General features: G+C 56.5%; 15 protein-coding genes. 11 read left to right on the forward strand and 4 right to left on the reverse strand.

Features of this window, described 5'->3' with window-relative positions; genetic code table 11:
• Nucleotides 1-115: 115 nt before the first annotated feature.
• From JAB4_RS07020 to JAB4_RS07065, 10 genes are all read left to right on the forward strand, one after another.
• Nucleotides 116-1,135 carry a glucokinase gene (locus JAB4_RS07020; protein WP_070219236.1) on the forward strand — a complete coding sequence of 340 codons (1,020 nt, stop codon included), beginning with the start codon at nucleotides 116-118 and terminating at the stop codon, nucleotides 1,133-1,135.
• A 414-nt stretch (nucleotides 1,136-1,549) separates the two neighbouring features.
• A complete protein-coding gene (gene scpB / locus JAB4_RS07025; protein WP_070219235.1) occupies nucleotides 1,550-2,344 on the forward strand; it encodes an SMC-Scp complex subunit ScpB in 795 nt (264 codons plus the stop codon).
• The gene (gene rluB, locus JAB4_RS07030) at nucleotides 2,337-4,403 is read left to right on the forward strand and encodes a 23S rRNA pseudouridine(2605) synthase RluB (protein WP_070308468.1); all 2,067 of its coding nucleotides are present in this window, start codon (nucleotides 2,337-2,339) and stop codon (nucleotides 4,401-4,403) included. The genes scpB and rluB overlap by 8 nt, the downstream gene beginning before the upstream one ends.
• Before the next feature lie 344 nt (nucleotides 4,404-4,747).
• Entirely contained in the window at nucleotides 4,748-5,236 is a 489-nt protein-coding gene (rimP, locus tag JAB4_RS07035; RefSeq protein ID WP_035828693.1) for a ribosome maturation factor RimP, read from the forward strand.
• Nucleotides 5,233-6,798, forward strand: coding sequence for a transcription termination factor NusA (gene nusA / locus JAB4_RS07040; protein WP_070222358.1), 1,566 nt, complete (start codon nucleotides 5,233-5,235; stop codon nucleotides 6,796-6,798). The genes rimP and nusA overlap by 4 nt, the downstream gene beginning before the upstream one ends.
• A 46-nt stretch (nucleotides 6,799-6,844) precedes the next feature.
• Entirely contained in the window at nucleotides 6,845-9,703 is a 2,859-nt protein-coding gene (infB, locus tag JAB4_RS07045; protein ID WP_034760145.1) for a translation initiation factor IF-2, read from the forward strand.
• 120 nt (nucleotides 9,704-9,823) lie between these two features.
• Nucleotides 9,824-10,240: a 30S ribosome-binding factor RbfA gene (gene rbfA, locus JAB4_RS07050; RefSeq protein WP_035825200.1), complete on the forward strand. Its 417-nt coding sequence runs from the start codon at nucleotides 9,824-9,826 to the stop codon at nucleotides 10,238-10,240.
• A gap of 29 nt (nucleotides 10,241-10,269) precedes the next feature.
• Nucleotides 10,270-11,178, forward strand: coding sequence for a tRNA pseudouridine(55) synthase TruB (gene truB, locus JAB4_RS07055; protein ID WP_070223678.1), 909 nt, complete (start codon nucleotides 10,270-10,272; stop codon nucleotides 11,176-11,178).
• A 254-nt stretch (nucleotides 11,179-11,432) separates the two neighbouring features.
• Nucleotides 11,433-13,265: a translational GTPase TypA gene (gene typA, locus JAB4_RS07060; protein WP_070223676.1), complete on the forward strand. Its 1,833-nt coding sequence runs from the start codon at nucleotides 11,433-11,435 to the stop codon at nucleotides 13,263-13,265.
• Between the two features lie 418 nt (nucleotides 13,266-13,683).
• The gene (locus JAB4_RS07065; protein ID WP_070223674.1) at nucleotides 13,684-13,917 is read left to right on the forward strand and encodes a hypothetical protein; all 234 of its coding nucleotides are present in this window, start codon (nucleotides 13,684-13,686) and stop codon (nucleotides 13,915-13,917) included.
• Nucleotides 13,918-13,941: 24 nt separating this feature from the next.
• On the opposite strand, the gene JAB4_RS07070 is transcribed toward JAB4_RS07065, so the two are convergent.
• Both JAB4_RS07070 and JAB4_RS07075 read right to left on the reverse strand, forming a co-directional pair.
• Nucleotides 13,942-14,508: a recombinase family protein gene (locus JAB4_RS07070; protein WP_070223672.1), complete on the reverse strand. Its 567-nt coding sequence runs from the start codon at nucleotides 14,506-14,508 to the stop codon at nucleotides 13,942-13,944.
• Between the two features lie 135 nt (nucleotides 14,509-14,643).
• Complete coding sequence (locus tag JAB4_RS07075) at nucleotides 14,644-14,883, reverse strand: helix-turn-helix transcriptional regulator (RefSeq protein ID WP_071650256.1); 240 nt, start codon at nucleotides 14,881-14,883, stop codon at nucleotides 14,644-14,646.
• A gap of 125 nt (nucleotides 14,884-15,008) precedes the next feature.
• On the opposite strand from JAB4_RS07075, the gene JAB4_RS07080 reads away from it, so the two are divergent.
• Nucleotides 15,009-16,016 carry a hypothetical protein gene (locus tag JAB4_RS07080; RefSeq protein WP_139143723.1) on the forward strand — a complete coding sequence of 336 codons (1,008 nt, stop codon included), beginning with the start codon at nucleotides 15,009-15,011 and terminating at the stop codon, nucleotides 16,014-16,016.
• A 39-nt stretch (nucleotides 16,017-16,055) separates the two neighbouring features.
• Here the strand turns inward: JAB4_RS07080 and JAB4_RS07085 are convergent, their stop codons facing one another.
• Nucleotides 16,056-16,586, reverse strand: coding sequence for a hypothetical protein (locus JAB4_RS07085; RefSeq protein WP_139143722.1), 531 nt, complete (start codon nucleotides 16,584-16,586; stop codon nucleotides 16,056-16,058).
• 273 nt (nucleotides 16,587-16,859) lie between these two features.
• Nucleotides 16,860-18,215, reverse strand: a complete 1,356-nt coding sequence (locus JAB4_RS07090) for a primase-helicase family protein (protein ID WP_139143721.1) — start codon at nucleotides 18,213-18,215, stop codon at nucleotides 16,860-16,862.
• Nucleotides 18,216-18,381 lie beyond the last annotated feature (166 nt).

Raw genomic sequence — 18,381 nt, forward strand, 5'->3', positions numbered from 1 at the left:
GAACTACCAATAAAGGCTTGTTTTGATGTACTTAAACTACAAACTTTGCTTGCCTCCGGGCGCATTCATCCTTTAAGCTTGGCGTCCCATGCGTCCCACTTCATCATTTAAAATCATGAGCGCTTCGTCTTCTCCCGTACTGCCGACTTCCGCCTTTGCCGATGGACCGCGCCTGCTGGCCGACGTGGGCGGCACCAATGCCCGTTTCGCCCTGGAAGTGGCCGCCGGCCACATCACCCTGGTCGAAGTGCTGCCCTGTGCCGATTACCCGAGTCTGTCCGCCGCCCTGCAAGCCTACCTGGCCCTGCCGCACATCGCTGCCGCAGGCGGGCAAGCCGTGCGCCATGCCGTGATCGCCATTGCCAACCCCGTCGACGGCGACTTCCTCAGCATGACGAACCACCACTGGTCGTTCTCGATCCGCGCCATGCGCGAAGAGTGCGGCTTCACGACCCTGGACGTGGTCAACGATTTCACGGCCCTGGCGCGTTCCTTGCCGCAGCTGTCGAGCGAACAGAAGCACCAGGTGGGCGCGGGCACGGCCCGTCCGAACACGGCCATCGGCCTGATCGGCGCCGGCACGGGCCTGGGCGTGTCGGGCCTGATTCCTTCGCACGGCGGCTGGATCGCCCTGCAAAGCGAAGGCGGCCACGTCAGCTTTGCGCCGTTCAATGAAACGGAAGTGAGCATCCTGCAATTTGCCTGGCGCGAATACGAGCACGTCTCGGCCGAGCGCCTGATTTCCGGCGATGGCCTGGAACTGATCTACCGCGCCCTGGCCGACCGCGCGGGCGTGCCCGCCGAAGCCTTGCCGGCGGCGGAAATCACGCGCCGCGCGCTGGCCGGCGAATCCCAGCTGTGCGACGATGTCATCGAAGCGTTCTGCTGCATGCTCGGCACGGTGGCGGGCAACGTCGCCGTCACCCTGGGCGCGCTCGGCGGCATTTATATCGGCGGCGGCATCGTGCCACGCTTGGGAGCGCGTTTCGACCGTTCCGGTTTCCGCGCCCGCTTTGAGCGCAAGGGCCGCTTCGCCAATTACGTGTCACAAGTGCCGACCTTCGTCATCACGGCGCAGTATCCAGCTTTCCTGGGTGCATCGGCCATTCTTTCGGAGAAACTCGCCTCCCTGTGATGCGCGAGGTACGGGCGATGTGTCGCGCCAGGGCCGGGTAAAACGCGTGTTTTGCCCGGTTTTGCGCTTTTCCGCTTTTTATCAGGTACAATTGGCATCGTTGGATGAAACGACGACTGTCGCTCTCCTGTCTGGCTGGTTCGCCGCCACGGGAAAAGCAGCTGCTCCGGAGATCGTTTCATTGCTGGTTACTTAGTGAAGGTTAATTAAGGCCAGCACCATGGATGGCAGGACTTTCACTGCATCCGCTTTAATCCCGCTTTGCGCGCATCGGCCAAGGCGTCGGAAAAACAGCCTCAACTAGTAACCCAGCACGGCGTCATTATCGATGTCTGCCATCTGTTACGTTGAAATGAACGTTTTTGATTTCTTTCTCTGCATACGAATTGCAACACACATCCGCACAGAATTGCTATGAATACAATTGAGGCTAAAAAAGTCCTCGAAACCGCGTTGCTGTGCGCTCGTGAATCGCTGACGATCCACAGCCTGAAAAAGCTGTTCGTCGATGCGGACGAGAATGGTCGTGTGCGCGGTGTCGGCGTTGGCGCCGACACGATCAAGCAATTGCTGGAAGAGTTGCGCGACGAGTGGGAAGGGCGCGGCATCGAGATCGTCAGTCTGGCTTCGGGCTGGCGCTTTCAAAGCCGCCCGGAAATGAAGATGTATCTCGACCGGTTGACGCCCGAGCGGCCGCCCAAGTATTCGCGGGCGACCCTGGAAACTCTGGCCATCATCGCCTACCGCCAGCCGGTGACGCGCGGCGATATCGAGGAAATTCGCGGCGTTGCCGTCAATTCGCAGACGATCAAGATGCTGGAAGACCGTGGCTGGGTCGATGCCATCGGCTACCGCGACGTGGTGGGGCGGCCGGCCTTGCTGGCCACCACCAAGCAGTTTTTGGATGATCTGGGTTTGCAATCGCTGTCCCAGCTGCCGCCTTTGCAGCAAATCAGCGAGATGCAGGGCAACGGGCTTGAAGCCCTGGAAGCGGCCCTGCAGGAAAATTTTGACAAGGCAAGCAATGAGCTTGTCCCCCAGCTTGGTGCAGGTAGCAATACGGCTGTGACAGATGTAGATGTGACAGCAAGCCTTGATGCCGGCCCCGATGCTTCGCCCATGGACGAAGCCTACACTCACGACCCTGCGCCAGAACTAACGGTTGACGCTGCGCCAGGTCAGCACAGCCAAGAAACGAAGAATGAATAATCCGAACACACCCGAGACAGTAACCGCCAGCGACGAAGCCATCGTTGCCAAGCCCAAGCGCCGCACCAAGGCCCAGATCGAAGCTGACGCGGCTGCTGCCGGCACGGCTGGCGACGCGGTCGCCGCCAAGCCGAAGCGCCGCACGAAAGCCGACGTGGCCGCCGATGCGCCCGTCGCTGAAGCTGTCGCTGCCGACGCTGCGCCCGCCGCCAAGAAAACCCGCGCCAAGCCGGCCCTGAAGGCCGTGGCCGACGCCGCTGAAGCGGCTGCCGAAGCCGTCGCTGCACCTGCGCCGCGTCCGCCGCGCGCCCGCGCCGCCGCCAAGGCCGCTGCCGCCGTCGCTGAAACGGCGCCGGAAGCCGTCGCTGACAAGCCGGCCGAAGCACGCCCGACCCGCGGTCCGCGCCAGATGCGCGGTGTGCAGGCGGAGCGCGCGTTGCGCCAGCCGCCGCGCGCCGAAGCGCCGCAGGCGGCCGATGCCGTTGCCGCAGCGCCTGCCGCAGAGCAAGCTGCCGCGCCTGTCGCCGACGTGTTCGATACCGAAGGCAACCTCGTGTCCGGCCCGCGCCTGCCGCGCGGTCCCCGCAACGACGTGCCGGGTGCCGGCAAGAATGCCGGCAAGAGCCGTAAAAAGGGCAAGGGCCGCCAGGCTGCGCCAGGCAAGCTCAGCGACGCTGATGCCGTCTTCTCGTTCGTTACTTCCGACGCCTTCGACAGCGAAGAAGGCGGCACGGGCCGTGTACAGAAAGCGGCCGTGCGCCGCGACCTGACGTCCGACGACGATGCGCCGAAGCTGCACAAGGTACTGGCCGAAGCCGGTCTCGGTTCGCGCCGCGACATGGAAGATCTGATCATTTCGGGCCGCGTGTCCGTGAATGGCGAGCCGGCCCACATCGGCCAGCGCATCTTGCCGAGCGATCATGTGCGCATCAACGGCAAGTTGATCCAGCGCCGCGTCAGCAAGAAGCCGCCGCGCGTGCTGGTCTATCACAAGCCGGCCGGCGAAATCGTCAGCCACAACGACCCGGACGGCCGTCCATCCGTCTTCGACCGCCTGCCGACCATGAAGGCGGGCAAGTGGCTGGCCGTTGGCCGCCTCGACTTCAACACGGAAGGCTTGCTGTTGTTTACCACGTCCGGTGACCTGGCCAACCGCCTGATGCACCCGCGCTACGGCATCGACCGCGAGTACGCCGTGCGTACCCTGGGCGAGCTGGAAGAGGGCATGCGCCAGAAACTGCTGGCCGGCGTCGAGCTGGAAGACGGCCTGGCGCAGTTCTCGAAGATCGCCGATGGCGGCGGCGAAGGCATCAACAAGTGGTACCGCGTGGTGATCGGCGAAGGCCGTAACCGCGAAGTGCGCCGCATGTTCGAAGCCATCGGCCTGACCGTTTCGCGCCTGATCCGTACCCGCTACGGCGCCATGACCCTGCCGAGCGGCCTGAAACGCGGCCGCTGGGAAGAGATGGATGAAAACACCGTGCGCGACCTGCTGACCGCCTACGGCATCGAAAAGAAAATGCCGGCATCGGGCGACCCCCGTGCCGCTGGCGCCGCCAAGGGCCGCGAAGCGCGCAAGGCCAGCCGCGATGACGAGCCGAATGGCAACCGCATCGATGTGAGCAACCGCAACGCCGATCCGTTCCCTGTCGCGCCGCGCCGTGGCCAGCCGCAAGGCCAGTTTGCCCGTCCGCAAGGCCAGGGCCGCCCGGGCGGCGCCGGCCGTCCAGGCGAAGCGCGTGGTCCGGGCCGCGGCCAGCCGCAAGGTCCGTTCCAGGGTGGTCAGCCCCGTTCGTCGGCATCGTTCGAAGGCGCGCAAGGCCAGGGCCGTCCGCCGCGTGCGGCAGGCCAGGGCCGTCCGGGTGGCGAAGGCCGCGCGCCGCAGCGCGGTCCGCGCCAGCCCGATCCGCTGCAAACGGCCTTCGGCTTCGCCAACACGGGTCCGCGCCGCAATGCCGGCGGTGGTGCCGGTGGGCAAGCACGTTCCGGCGGCCAGCCGCGCGGCGGCATGGATCGCGGCGGCATGGATGGCATGCCGCGCCGCCGCAGCAAAGGTTAATCGGGAAGAGTTTCTTCTTGCGCGCCCGCCGATCTGCCGCGGGTGCGCGCTCTTGTAACTGTTGTAAGCCGGGCCGCTCCTCGTGTGCGGCATTGCGGCGAAGTTAATAAGAGGTTATAATCTGCAGCCTAATAAAAGTTCTCCGCAGGGTTGTTTGGTGGGGAGTGCTTTCATCTGGTTGGGAAAATACAAGAAGATGGGCAGATGCCCATTTTTTTTTTGTTGAACCGTTTGTAATGGCTCCGCAAGGGGCCATATATGACTTGAATGCGTGTTTTTGCATGTTGTCGGCGCTTATTGCGGCGCTGTCATGCTGAAAACGGGCCTTATTTCTGGAGAATTTCTTGCAGCAGTTGGGATTAATTGAAAAGACAGTTACAGGTCTGGGCTATGAGCTCGTTGATGTCGAACGTGCCGAGCGCGGGCTGCTGCGCGTCTTTATTGATTTCAGCGCCGCCGATGCCGCTGAAAAAGGTCCGATCACGGTCGAAGACTGTGCCACGGTCAGTCACCAGTTATCGCATGTGTTGACGGTAGAGAACGTTCCTTACGAGCGTCTCGAGATTTCTTCCCCGGGTCTCGATCGTCCGGTGCGCAAGCTGGAAGACTTTGTCCGTTTCGCAGGCCAGGAAATCATCGTCAAGCTGATGGTGGCGATGCCGGGTACGAACAACCGGAAATCGTTCCAGGGGATCTTGCAAGAACCCGTGGGCGATAAATTGTCGTTGGAATTTGAAGGTAAGGATGGTCCGGCGATGTTGGAGTTTACGCTCGCCGATGTGGATAAGGCACGCTTGGTGCCGCAGGTGGTTTTTAAGGGACGCAAAGCATGAGCCGCGAAGTTTTATTATTGGTTGACGCGCTGGCGCGCGAAAAAAACGTCGATAAAGATGTCGTCTTCGGCGCCCTCGAATTCGCGTTGGCGCAAGCCACGAAGAAACGGTATGAGGGTGAAGTAGACATCCGCGTTTCGATCGACCGCGAAACGGGCGAATTCGAATCGTTCCGCCGCTGGCACGTGGTGCCCGATGAAGCGGGTCTGCAATTGCCGGATCAGGAGATCCTGCATTTCGAGGCAAAAGAACAGATTCCCGATATCGAAGTCGATGACCACATCGAAGAACCGATCGAATCCGTTGAATTCGGCCGCCGTTTCGCCCAGGATACCAAACAGGTCGTCCTGCAGCGCGTGCGTGACGCCGAACGCGAACAGATCCTGGTCGACTTCCTGGAGCGCGGCGATTCGCTCGTCACCGGCACCATCAAGCGCATGGAACGCGGCGACGCCATCGTCGAATCGGGCAAGATCGAGGCACGTCTGCCGCGCGACCAGATGATCCCGAAAGAGAATCTGCGTATCGGCGACCGCGTGCGTGCATACATCTTGCGCATCGACCGCAATATGCGCGGCCCGCAAGTGATCCTGTCGCGCACCGCGCCGGAATTCATCATGAAGCTGTTCGAGCTGGAAGTGCCGGAAATCGAGCAAGGCATGCTGGAAATCAAATCCGCAGCCCGCGATGCCGGCGTGCGCGCCAAGATCGCCGTCTACACGGCCGACAAGCGCATCGACCCGATCGGTACTTGCGTCGGCATGCGCGGTTCGCGCGTGCAGGCTGTCACCGGCGAGTTGGGCGGCGAACGCGTCGACATCGTGCTGTGGTCGGAAGATCCGGCGCAGTTCGTCATCGGCGCCCTGGCGCCGGCGAACGTGTCGTCGATCATGGTCGATGAAGAAAAACACGCGATGGATGTCGTCGTGGATGAAGAAAACCTGGCAATCGCGATCGGCCGTTCCGGCCAGAACGTGCGCCTGGCCTCGGACCTGACCGGCTGGAAGATCAACATCATGACGGCCGAAGAATCGGCCGACAAAGCTGCCCAGGAAACGGCTGCCGTGCGCATCCTGTTCATGGAAAAGCTCGATGTCGACCAGGAAGTGGCCGATATTCTGGTGGAAGAAGGTTTCGCCAGTCTGGAAGAAATCGCTTACGTGCCAATTTCCGAAATGCTGGAAATCGAATCGTTTGACGAAGATACCGTCAATGAACTCCGTACCCGTGCGCGTGATGCGCTCGTGACCGAAGCGATCGCTTCGGAAGAGGGTCTGGAAGGCATGGACGAGGCGTTGGTGAATCTGGAAGGCATGGATCGCATCACCGCCGGCAAGCTGGGTCTGGCTGGTATCAAGACCGTAGAAGCATTTGCAGCACTGGCATACGACGAATTTGGCGCAATCCTGGCCTTGTCTGCGGACCGTGCGCGTGAACTGATTACAAGTGAATTTAAAGATGTGACCGACGATGAGATGAAGTTGGTTGACTCGAAATACGACGATCGTGCCAAGGCGTTGCAAGCCAAGGCATGGAGTCTGGCCGAATCCGCAAAGGCTTAATTTGAGTATCTTTATCATCTCCGCGACACATAGAAAAGAGGACTGAATGGCGAGTAACAACGTAGCCCAATTTGCCACCGAACTGAAGATGCCTGCAGATTTGCTGCTGACGCAGCTGCGTTCTGCCGGCGTCGAGAAAAGTTCGACGTCAGATCCATTGTCGAAAGATGATAAGGACAAGCTTTTGGATCATCTGCGCCGCACACACGGCGCAGCGGCTGACACAGAAAAGAAAAAAATCACCGTGACCCGCAAGGAAACGACTGAGATTAAGCAAGCAGACGCCACCGGCAAATCGCGCACGATCCAGGTGGAAGTGCGCAAGAAACGCACTTTCGTCCAGCGTGACGAAGCTGCGCCGGTCGCGGCAGAACCGGTCGCGCCTGCCGCACCGGTGATCGATCCCGCCGACGTGGCGCGCCGTGAAGAAGAAGCCCGTAAACAGGCTGAACTGATCGCCCGCCAGGAAGCCGATCTGCGCGAAAAACAAGAACGTCTGGCCAAGCTCGACGCGGAAAAAGAAGCCCAGGCGAAAGCCACGCAACAGGCTGAATTGGCTGCGAAGAAAGAAGCGGAAGCGGAAGCGAAGAAAGCGGCAGCCAAAGCTGCCGCCGCGCCTGCCGCCAGCGCCGCTGCGCCTGTCGTTGACGACGCCGCCGCCGAAGCGAAAAAAGCCGCTGCCGCTGAAGAAGCGAAAAAGAAAGCCGCCGCCGCTGCTGTTGCCGCCAAGGAAGCCGCTGACAAAGCGGAAGCCACCGAGCGTGCACGCAAGGCCGTTGCCGACGAAGTCGCCCAGATCAAGGCCATGATGAACGCGCCACGCCGCGCCATCAAGGCACCGGAACCCGTACCGGTTCCCGTCAAGCCAAAGGCGCCGGAAGGCACGCTGCACAAGCCTGCTGACAAGAAACCTGGCGACAAGCCGGGCGACAAGAAGCCTGCTGTCGCAGACAAGAAATCCATCAAGTCGGCCAATGTGTCGTCCACCTGGTCCGATGACGCGAAAAAACGCGGCACCACCGGTGGTCCCAAGCCACGCGGCAATAGCGGCCCAGGCGGCCGTGACAGCTGGCGCGGTGGCGCGAAGGGCCGTCGCCCGACGCACCATGACGACCGTGAATCGAACTTCCAGGCACCGACGGAAGCCGTCGTCAAGGACGTGCACGTACCGGAAACGATCACCGTGGCCGAACTGGCGCACAAAATGTCCGTCAAGGCATCCGAAGTCATCAAGCATTTGATGAAATTGGGCCAGATGTGCACGATCAACCAGGTGCTGGATCAGGAAACCGCCATGATTCTGGTGGAAGAAATGGGCCACAAGGCGTTCGCCGCCGAACTGGACGATCCGGAAGCGCTGCTGGCCGATGTGGGCGAACACGCGCACTTCGAAACCAAGCCACGCGCACCGGTGGTCACCGTCATGGGTCACGTCGACCACGGCAAGACCTCGCTGCTCGATTACATCCGTCGCGCCAAGGTGGCATCCGGCGAAGCGGGCGGCATTACGCAGCATATCGGCGCTTACCACGTCGATACGCCACGCGGCATGATCACCTTCCTCGACACCCCGGGCCACGAAGCGTTTACCGCCATGCGTGCCCGTGGCGCCAAGGCAACCGACATCGTGATTCTGGTGGTGGCCGCCGACGATGGCGTGATGCCGCAAACGAAAGAAGCGATTGCCCATGCGAAAGCAGCCGGCGTACCGCTGGTGGTGGCGATCAACAAGGTCGACAAACCGGGCGGCAACGTGGACCGCGTGACGCAGGAACTGGTCGCCGAACAAGTCGTGCCGGAAGAATACGGTGGCGAATCGCCATTCGTACCGGTGTCGGCCAAAACGGGCCAGGGTATCGACGATCTGCTGGAACAAGTGCTGTTGCAAGCCGAAGTGCTGGAACTGACGGCACCGGTCGATGCGCCTGCACGCGGCCTGGTAGTCGAGGCGCGTCTGGACAAGGGCCGTGGTCCTGTCGCGACGATCCTGGTGCAGTCCGGTACCCTGAAGCGCGGCGACGTGATTCTGGCGGGCTCTTCGTATGGCCGTGTTCGCGCCATGCTGGATGAGAACGGCAAGTCCATCGCTGAAGCGGGTCCTTCGATTCCGGTCGAAATCCAGGGTCTGACGGAAGTGCCGGTTGCCGGTGAAGAAGTCGTCGTCATGGCTGACGAGCGCAAGGCGCGCGAAATCGGTCTGTTCCGTCAAGGTAAGTTCCGCGACGTGAAACTGGCGAAACAGCAAGCTGCGAAACTGGAAAACATGTTCGACCAGATGGCCGAAGGCGAAGTGAAAAACTTGCCGCTGATCATCAAAACCGACGTGCAAGGTTCGCAAGAAGCGCTGGTCGGTTCGCTGCAGAAACTGTCGACCTCCGAAGTGCGCGTACAAGTGGTTCACGCGGCAGTCGGCGGCATCACGGAATCGGACGTCAACCTGGCAGTTGCCTCGAAAGCGGTCATCATCGGCTTCAACGCCCGTGCTGATGCCCAGGCACGCAAGCTGGCCGAGTCGAATGGCGTGGACATTCGCTACTACAACATCATTTACGATGCGATCGACGAGATCAAATCGGCGTTGTCGGGCATGTTGGCACCAGAGAAACGCGAAACCGTCATCGGCCAGGTCGAGATCCGCCAGGTTATCCTGGTCTCGAAGGTCGGCGCGATTGCCGGTTGCCTGGTCACCGATGGCGTGGTCAAGCGTGCTTCTTCCGTCCGCCTGTTGCGCAACAACATCGTGGTGTGGAGTGGCGAGATCGACTCCCTGAAACGCTTCAAGGACGATGCGAAAGAAGTTCGCGCCGGTCTGGAGTGCGGCCTGTCGCTGAAGAACTACAACGACATTCAGGTTGGCGACACGCTGGAAGTATTCGAAGTCCAGGAAATCGCTCGTACCCTGTAATCGCAGCAGCAATGAAAACCGCGCGGACATACCGTTGTCCGCGCAAACACGTGGGGCGCATTGGTCAACGGGCAACCGTTTGACTCATGCGCCCTGCGGCACTTAGGACAGCATAAAATCATGGCTAAACATAGCAAAACCATGCCAGCGCGCGGCTTGCGCGTGGCCGACCAGATCCAGCGCGATCTGGCTGAAATCGTCGCCTACGAATTGAAAGACCCGCGCGTGGGCACGATGATCACCATCACCGAAGTGCAGATCACGCCCGATTACGCGCACGCCAAGGTGTTTTTCACGATGTTGAAAGACAGCAAAGAAGCCATCAAGAACACCACCGAAGGCCTGATGGCCGCGTCGGGCTTCATCCGTGGCTTGCTGGGCAAGCGCCTGCACATCCACACCCTGCCGATGCTGCATTTCGTGCACGACAGCTCGACCTCGCGCGGCATGGAAATGTCGCTCCTGATCGACAAGGCCAATGCCACGCGCGCGGCCGACGCCGAGCCGGATGTCAAACCAGAAGCGGACGAGCAATAACAGTGGCGGGTCCGAAGAAACCACCGGGCATGAAGCGGGTGCGCGACCTGGTCGACGGCGTCTTGTTGCTCGATAAGCCCGTGGGCTGGTCCAGCAACGACGCCCTGATCAAGGCCAAGCGCGTGCTGAACGCGAAAAAAGCCGGCCATACGGGCACCCTGGATCCGTTCGCCACGGGCTTGCTGCCGCTGTGCTTTGGCGAGGCGACGAAGTTCTCGCAGGACTTGCTGGAAGCCGACAAGACCTACGAAACCCTGGTGCACCTGGGGCAGACGACGGATACGGGCGACACGGAAGGCGCAGTGCTGGAAACGCGCGAGGTCAACGTCACGCAAGAGCAGATCGAAGCCGTGCTGGCGCGGTTCCGCGGGCCTATCCTGCAGACGCCGCCCATGTACTCGGCCTTGAAAAGGGACGGCAAGCCCCTATATGAGTATGCAAGGGCAGGCATCACCCTGGAGCGCGAAGCGCGCCCGGTGACCATCCACAAGCTCGAGTTCCTCGGCTATGAAGCCCCGTTCCTGAAATTGTCCGTGATGTGCAGCAAGGGCACGTATATCCGCGTGCTGGGCGAAGACATCGGCCATGCCCTCGGTTGCGGCGGCCATCTGAACGCCTTGCGCCGCACGCAGGTGGGCAACCTGACGCTTGACGGCGTCGTCACCCTCGATGAGTTGACGGCGCATGCCGCGCCGCTGAGTCTGCTGGCGCCCGTCGATGCATTATTGTCGAGCTTTCCGGCCGTCCAGCTGACGGAAGAATTGGCCAAGCGTTTCCTGCATGGCCAGCGCATCGCGCTGGGCAAGGAAGACGTCGCCGTACCAAACGAGCCGGGCAGGGTGCGCGTGTATCACGACAGCAAGCTGCTGGGCACGGGCCAGTTACAGGAGTACAGCATCCTGGCGCCCGAGCGCCTCATTGCCACGGCACATCAATAAAAGCTGGGGTCAGACCCCCTCGACCGTTGGCGCAAGCCTCTGAGTTGGCGGGATTGAGGGTCTGACCCCGGCATACACTCTTCAAACAGTGTCGCTTTTTTAAACAATCCGTCCCCGACTGCGGGAGCCGCCAGCATTTTTAGATAGCGTTGCAACGCAACATGCTATACTACGCGGTTCCGGAAATAGATTAGCATTCGGGTATCTCGTACACCTTGTACGCACTCCGCAGTTTTTCAGTAACTACTACGACCATGTCAAATACAAAACGCGCAATTCGTAATATCGCCATTATCGCCCACGTTGACCACGGCAAAACCACGCTGGTGGATCAGCTGCTGCGCCAGTCCGGCACCTTCCGTGAAAACCAAGCGGTCGACACCCGAGTCATGGACTCGAACGACCTGGAAAAGGAGCGCGGCATTACGATTCTGTCGAAGAACTGCGCTGTTGAGTACGAAGGCACCCACATCAACATCGTCGACACCCCAGGCCACGCCGACTTCGGCGGCGAAGTGGAACGTGTTCTGTCGATGGTGGACTCGGTTCTGCTGCTGATCGATGCACAGGAAGGCCCGATGCCGCAAACCCGTTTCGTCACGCGCAAGGCGCTGGCACTGGGTCTGAAGCCTATCGTGATCGTCAACAAGATCGACCGTCCAGGCGCACGTCCTGACTGGGCCATCAACCAGACGTTCGAACTGTTCGACAAGCTGGGCGCAACCGACGAGCAACTGGATTTCCCTATCGTTTACGCTTCCGGCCTGAACGGCTATGCCGGCCTGACCGAAGACGTGCGCGGCGGCGACATGAAGCCGATGTTCGACGCCATCCTGGAACACGTTCCAGTTCGTGACGACAATCCGGAAGGCCCGCTGCAAATGCAGATCACCTCGCTGGACTACTCGTCGTACGTCGGCAAGATCGGCATTGGCCGCGTCAACCGCGGTACCGTGAAAGTTGGTCAAGACGTGCTGGTCATCAATGGCCCTGGCGCCACGCCAATCAAAGGCCGCATCAACCAGGTGCTGAACTTCAAGGGCCTGGAGCGCGTGCTGGTGGACGAAGCCGTTGCCGGCGACATTTGCCTGATCAACGGTATCGACGAAATCGGCATCGGTTCGACCCTGTGCGCACTGGACACCCCGGAAGCGCTGCCGATGCTGACCGTCGACGAGCCGACCCTGACCATGAACTTCATGGTCAACAACTCGCCACTGGCTGGCCGCGAAGGCAAGTTCGTGACCTCGCGTCAACTGCGTGACCGTCTGGAAAAAGAATTGAAAGCCAACGTTGCTCTGCGCGTAGCGCCGACCGACGACGACACGATCTTCGAAGTATCGGGCCGCGGCGAGCTGCACCTGACGATTCTGATCGAAAACATGCGTCGCGAAGGCTTCGAGCTGGCCGTATCGCGTCCACGCGTGGTGTTCAAGATGGTCGATGGCGTGCGCCACGAGCCGTTTGAAAACCTGTCGGTCGACGTGGAAGAAGCCAACCAGGGCGGCGTCATGGAAGAACTGGGCCGTCGTCGCGGCGACCTGCAAAACATGGAATCGGATGGCAAGGGCCGCGTGCGTCTCGAGTACCTGATCCCGGCGCGTGGCCTGATCGGCTTCCAGGGCGAATTCATGACCCTGACCCGCGGCACCGGCCTGATGAGTCACGTATTCCACGAATACGCACCAGTCGACAACACCCGTGGCGAAATGGCTGGCCGTCGTAACGGCGTGCTGATCTCGCAAGATGACGGCGCCGCCGTTGCCTACGCTATCTGGAAACTGCAAGACCGCGGCCGCATGTTCGTGTCGCACAATGACCCGGTCTACGAAGGCATGGTCATCGGTATCCACTCGCGCGACAACGACCTGGTCGTCAACCCGATCAAGGGCAAGCAGCTGACCAACGTGCGTTCGTCGGGTACCGACGAAGCAGTGCGCCTGGTACCGCCAATTCAGATGTCGCTGGAATACGCAGTCGAATTCATCGAGGACGACGAACTGGTGGAAATCACGCCAAAATCGATCCGTCTGCGCAAGCGCTTCCTGAAAGAGCACGAGCGTAAAAAAGCGTCGCGCGACGCGTAATACCCGCGTGAGCATGGATTGACGTCCATGCCGCTTTCGGCCCGCTGCGCCGCATGACTTTAACCGGTGATGCGCGCAGCGGGTTTGTTGTTTGTAGAAGCTGTTGTGTATTGACCTGTTTTTATTGATCCTATGACTACGTCCTCCCTGCCTTCCCGCCGCCTGTCCGTCGCCCCCATGATGGACTGAATAGACAATATAGAAAAAATGCGGGCTGTAGAGCCGTCGTGTGCAATCTGTGTGCATGTAAAATTCGTAAGTCCTCGTAAGACCTCACATCTGGCATGCAATTTTCTATCTTGCAAGTTAGCATTTCCGCTTTACTTATAGTCAATAGATTGATATCTTTGCAATTCCCCACGGGGAAGGTCGAAGCGTCATCAATCGAATTTTCTAAGCACTCTACAAGGAGACTTACATGGGTATTGAAAACATCGGCAGTTACATTGATCGGGCGAGTGGCAAAATCTATCAAGTGCAGAAACGGACAGAGGCAGTAAATTTTTCTCCCGTGGCCGGACCAGCAGCAAGATTGAAGGGCGGTTCGGAAGACTTCATAACTACATGCGGGGTCAACCTGAACCCCAAGTCAGACGATGATTCCGTGTTTGAAATGATAGAGATTGACGGCACTCTCCACCGTCTGGAATAGACCAACGAAGCCTGAGAGCGTGCGTTAGGCTGCTTTCAGGATTCGATAGACGCTGGCGATACCCATTCCGGTAGCGTCCGCTATCTCTTGCTTGGTCAGGTTCTTAGCGGCTAGTTCTAAGACCTTGGCGGATTTGGCCTGTGCGGTAGGTGCCCGGCCCTTGTACTTGCCTTCGGCCTTGGCTGCTGCGATTCCGATGGCTTGTCTTTCCAGCATTTGTTCGCGTTCAAAGGTGGCGACGCTTGCAAATAAATTGAAGGTAAGGCGTCCGTTCGGGGTGGCTGTGTCACAGTTCAGATCAAGAATACGGATTGTTGCACCAGCCTTAGATACTTGGGCTTCAATCTCCATCATATGGATCATAGAGCGTGCGGCCCGGCTAAGTGATGTGAACACCAGCACATCGCCTTTGGTGAGCTTGGCGAGCACTTTGGAAAACTGTACGCGCTCTTCCATCTTCATACTGCTTACTTGCTCTTGGTAGATTGATTGATCGTCGCAACCTGCGGCCTTCAATTTTGCTATCTGGTCAGCCAAGCCTGCTAGTTGATCCGAAGTCGAAGTTCTTGCGTAGCCCCAAGTGGTTGCCATATCAATCCTTTTTACAAATAGAGTTTAGATGTAGTGATAATATATCACATGGGTCTGCTTTGCAATCTATTGATAGGTTTTTTGATGGTGCTGGAAGACAATCTTTACCCCCTGCCCTTGTGATAGAGAAGAGGATTAAGGGCGCAGCATTTCCCATAGTTCCATCCCTACAGCGCCAGCCAAACGTTCCATGTTGTCAATCGAGATGTTTCGCTCTCCGCGTTCTACTTGGCCTATGTAAGTTCGATGAAGCCCGGCCTTCTCCGCGAGGACTTCTTGAGAAAGCTTCAAATTTTCGCGGGCGTGGCGGAGTGTTAGCCCGAAGTGGACTTTAAGCGACGCTCTCTTAGTAGTGGTATCGGTATCTTTTTTCACCTTGCAAGGGTGAATTTTTGATGACTATAGGTCTACAGAGTTTGAGTAGCTATGTTAGTATTCTTTGCGAGAAATTTCTTAATAGCGCGTCATTATTCTTCACTATCTGAATGGTCTGGGAAAGTATGAAAAAAATTATAAAATTGATTCTCTTCGGCTTCTTATCTTTGCAGTTTTTATCTGCTTGGGGCGCATCTGCTCAACGATCTTTTGCGAGCATAAGAAGCGAAATAATAGAAAAAGAAGTCAAGGTAATCGACGGAAGTAGATACTCAAATGATAGCTGGGGAAAATGGAAAATTGCTTATCTTAGTGATCCTGGTCAATTTGAATTACACCACTCATTAGCGCCAATCGAACTACGAGGTAAAAGAGGAAAAGTTATTTTCTTTGGTGCAAACCCTGACGATCAAATGAAAAAATCGACCGATGTTTTTGGGTCGAATATTAAAACAACAGATATTTTCCCGAAGGAAATATTAATTGTGGTAAAAATGAACGATGAGAGTGAAACATTGATTGGAACTACTATTAGCGATGTTCGATTATTGAAAACTGTCTTGTTGATAGGAAATAAGGCAGACTTGATGAGAACGGAGATAAACAGTCGTCTATTGAAGCTCGTTGGGAGGACTATTTATAATGTAAGAGCTACCGAACTATTAAAGCCAGATTTAAGCATCAATGATATTATGAGTGAGAAGATAAGGAAGGCTAATACAGATTCGGATCAGAATAATTTGATGAAATTGGAAGTGATAGACGCAAGATATTTTGAGGATGAGAATTTAGTAGTTATTAAGGTTCGTCTTCCAAGTGATGAGCGTAGAATATTAGTGGGGTTTTTGGGAGACTATTTTTATCAGGAAGCTGGTTATAAGCCAACATTCTTTGAAAAGATAGACATATCCGCAATTGAATTTATCCCTTCAAATTTTACGAAAAAGGAAGTTCGTTCTATACTGGAAAGAGAAATTTTTAGAGGAATGTCTAGGGATGCGCTCGTTGCTTCGTGGGGATATCCAGGTAAAGAGAATTATTGGGGAAATGCTGGTTCGCAATTAATTTACCATGATCGTATATATGTGTATATAAGACAAAACCGCGTTGTTGAATGGCAAAATGCAAATTAATTGCTATTATATTATTATTCTGAGCTTTTGAAGAATACTCTATACGGATGGTGTCAGATACTTAGAGATTTCTGATAAATAGATGAAATTTAATCCTTTTTTCGTATATGAGATAGTCACGTCGTCGTGAAGGTGAATACCAAAAACCACGATGTAATTTTCACGGCCGAGTGTTTTTTGGATTAGCAGATGTTTTGCTAGGGAATGGTTGAATGCATGATCTAGGCAGTCTTTTTTCCATTTTGAGTTCCACAAAGCATTACTGATTTCGTGGTATTTCAGGCCGGTATCGTCGCCAAAGCGGTAACGGTACTGCGCACGAAGTTTGTTTTCGCATGCTGCGTGTGATTGCTTGGAATTCAAGGCTGCAAACTTGGTTTCAAAGAATGTAACTTTGCCGGTGGCAGGGCAAATGTGTTTGAAGTCCGGTAGATAGGTGCCAGTGAATCCAAGTTTATCCGTGAACTGTGTTTGAAAGTCTGGTGCGAAGGATTGGCAGGGAAGAACATTAAGTGTTGCGAGAAATTGGGCGGCGTCGCCTTCGGAAACAGATGCAAAGCGTTTAGACATAGGAATATCCTTCAAGTGATTTGAAATTGAGTTTTAAGGTTTGGGAAAGGGCCGAGATGGGCCGTGGGGTATTGCTGAGGAAGTGCTAAACTTCAGTACGGTAAAACATGTACTTCGTAGTTTAGAAAAGGTGCGTGCAACAGTGATACAAGCGATACAAGGAAGTCATGCAATAGATAACTACATGATTCCAAAGGGAAATTAATGTTTTTTGATTAGCTTAAAATCTGATACAAGGGTGATACAGTCTGATACAAGGGTGTTATAAGAATTTTAGATAGCCTGCGCTTCGGCTAGTGCAATGCTTTCAGCCTCGTCTTTAGTCAATGCACGGGAGCGTGCGCAATTCGGTTGCCACACCCATGGCTGCCTTTGACAGCCTTCTACCGGGCGGCGCTTAAGAACATATCCGAGGTCGGCAAGTTTCATCTTCAAAAGATCTGCGTCTGCGTGCCTTATACCGTAGCCTTCTAAGAGGTTTAGCAAAGTGGCATTGTGAAAAATTGGCTTCTCCATCACATAGTCGAGTAGTAGGTTTTCAAGTACCGACGTTGATAGGCCAACCATCTTGGAGTGCGTTTCAGTCTTGACCGTGAAACCCGGAGTGAAGTCTGTGAGGTCAACCATCATGAAAAAATGGTAAAGGATCGCTGGTGCTTCCGGGCTTTCCAACCACTCATTAAAAGTAACAAAAAACTTTGCTGTTTCTTCCGGGCTTTCCAGGTGCTTTGATGGTTCGGCACAATACAGGCGGCGGTCGCCTTCCTCAATACGCAACGGGCGCGGTGAATTTGAGCAAACTAGAATCCGGGCGTAGACTTCTCGGTGTACAGGTTTTTGAACGCCTTTTAGTTCAACCTGTGTCGAGGTACAAGTGATTGCCTGTTTCAGTTTTTGATATGTGTCGGGGCGGCCCGGCGCGTCATCAAAGGAGACTAGCAAATTATCAGGCAACACTTCGGAAAATTGCTTGAAGGCGGGGCCGTACTCGTTTTTTTCCCATGTGTGCCGGTTGCCAAGTGCGAGCGACACGAGGCGGAAGACTGAGCTTTTCCCTGAGCCTTGCTGACCTGTTAATACAACTGACCACATAGGGCGTCGGCTTGGGTTCTGAATGATGTCCGCCAACCATTGCACAACCATCTTCCTATCTTGAGCATTGGCAAAAATACGATCCAAATAATCTGTAAGAATGGACGGTGGCAAGGGACTCTCTAGGCGTGCAGGCTTGAATGGGACGTAAGTATTAGCCAAGAGTGCGCCGGATCGGGACTTGAAGAACTTGTCTCTAGTCGGGTCGTAATTTGAAGCAGGGTAAAACGATGAACCCAAGACGCGGGGAAGTAGTGGGGTAAGACGATTGTTTAAGTTGTTCAGGAAATCGCCGTATTTGTTGTCTTTGAGTTCAACACGCAAGTTGTTTTTGAGTGCCCAAGAGGTGAAGTCGTGGCGGAAAGATTCAAGCGCGGCGTTGTAGTTCGAGTCGGCGTGAAGGGCTTTTAATGGGAAGGTTGAAACGTCAACGCACCAAGAATCGGCGGCAAGATCGGCTGCGAATCTCTGAGTGATGAGTTTTGGGGAAAGAAGCGTTGGCGTGGTCTTAGTTACGAGGCTGGGAGCTTGCGTCATGTTTGGAATCCTTGGAGGTTGTACCGTCTGCGGTAGTAGTTAGAATGAGTGAGGCTAAGTATTCGGAAGCTGAGAGACTTTGTGTGCTGCTGAGGCTGTAGACGGTTGCCCATGCTTCGGGTGTCAGGTAGATATATCCTCGTTCAAGCAAGACGCCTGCGGCTGT

Source organism: Janthinobacterium sp. HH102 (assembly GCF_001758625.2).
Taxonomy (GTDB): domain Bacteria; phylum Pseudomonadota; class Gammaproteobacteria; order Burkholderiales; family Burkholderiaceae_D; genus Janthinobacterium.

Bases quoted from the DNA above. Each gene is read 5' to 3' on its own strand.
- JAB4_RS07020 (WP_070219236.1), top strand. From the start codon at position 116: ATGAGCGCTTCGTCTTCTCCCGTACTGCCGACTTCCGCCTTTGCCGAT.
- infB (WP_034760145.1), top strand. From the start codon at position 6,845: ATGGCGAGTAACAACGTAGCCCAATTTGCCACCGAACTGAAGATGCCT.
- JAB4_RS07070 (WP_070223672.1), bottom strand. From the start codon at position 14,508: ATGGCAACCACTTGGGGCTACGCAAGAACTTCGACTTCGGATCAACTA.
- typA (WP_070223676.1), top strand. From the start codon at position 11,433: ATGTCAAATACAAAACGCGCAATTCGTAATATCGCCATTATCGCCCAC.
- JAB4_RS07085 (WP_139143722.1), bottom strand. From the start codon at position 16,586: ATGTCTAAACGCTTTGCATCTGTTTCCGAAGGCGACGCCGCCCAATTT.
- rluB (WP_070308468.1), top strand. From the start codon at position 2,337: ATGAATAATCCGAACACACCCGAGACAGTAACCGCCAGCGACGAAGCC.
- rbfA (WP_035825200.1), top strand. From the start codon at position 9,824: ATGGCTAAACATAGCAAAACCATGCCAGCGCGCGGCTTGCGCGTGGCC.
- JAB4_RS07065 (WP_070223674.1), top strand. From the start codon at position 13,684: ATGGGTATTGAAAACATCGGCAGTTACATTGATCGGGCGAGTGGCAAA.
- scpB (WP_070219235.1), top strand. From the start codon at position 1,550: ATGAATACAATTGAGGCTAAAAAAGTCCTCGAAACCGCGTTGCTGTGC.
- nusA (WP_070222358.1), top strand. From the start codon at position 5,233: ATGAGCCGCGAAGTTTTATTATTGGTTGACGCGCTGGCGCGCGAAAAA.
- JAB4_RS07090 (WP_139143721.1), bottom strand. From the start codon at position 18,215: ATGACGCAAGCTCCCAGCCTCGTAACTAAGACCACGCCAACGCTTCTT.
- JAB4_RS07080 (WP_139143723.1), top strand. From the start codon at position 15,009: ATGAAAAAAATTATAAAATTGATTCTCTTCGGCTTCTTATCTTTGCAG.
- truB (WP_070223678.1), top strand. From the start codon at position 10,270: ATGAAGCGGGTGCGCGACCTGGTCGACGGCGTCTTGTTGCTCGATAAG.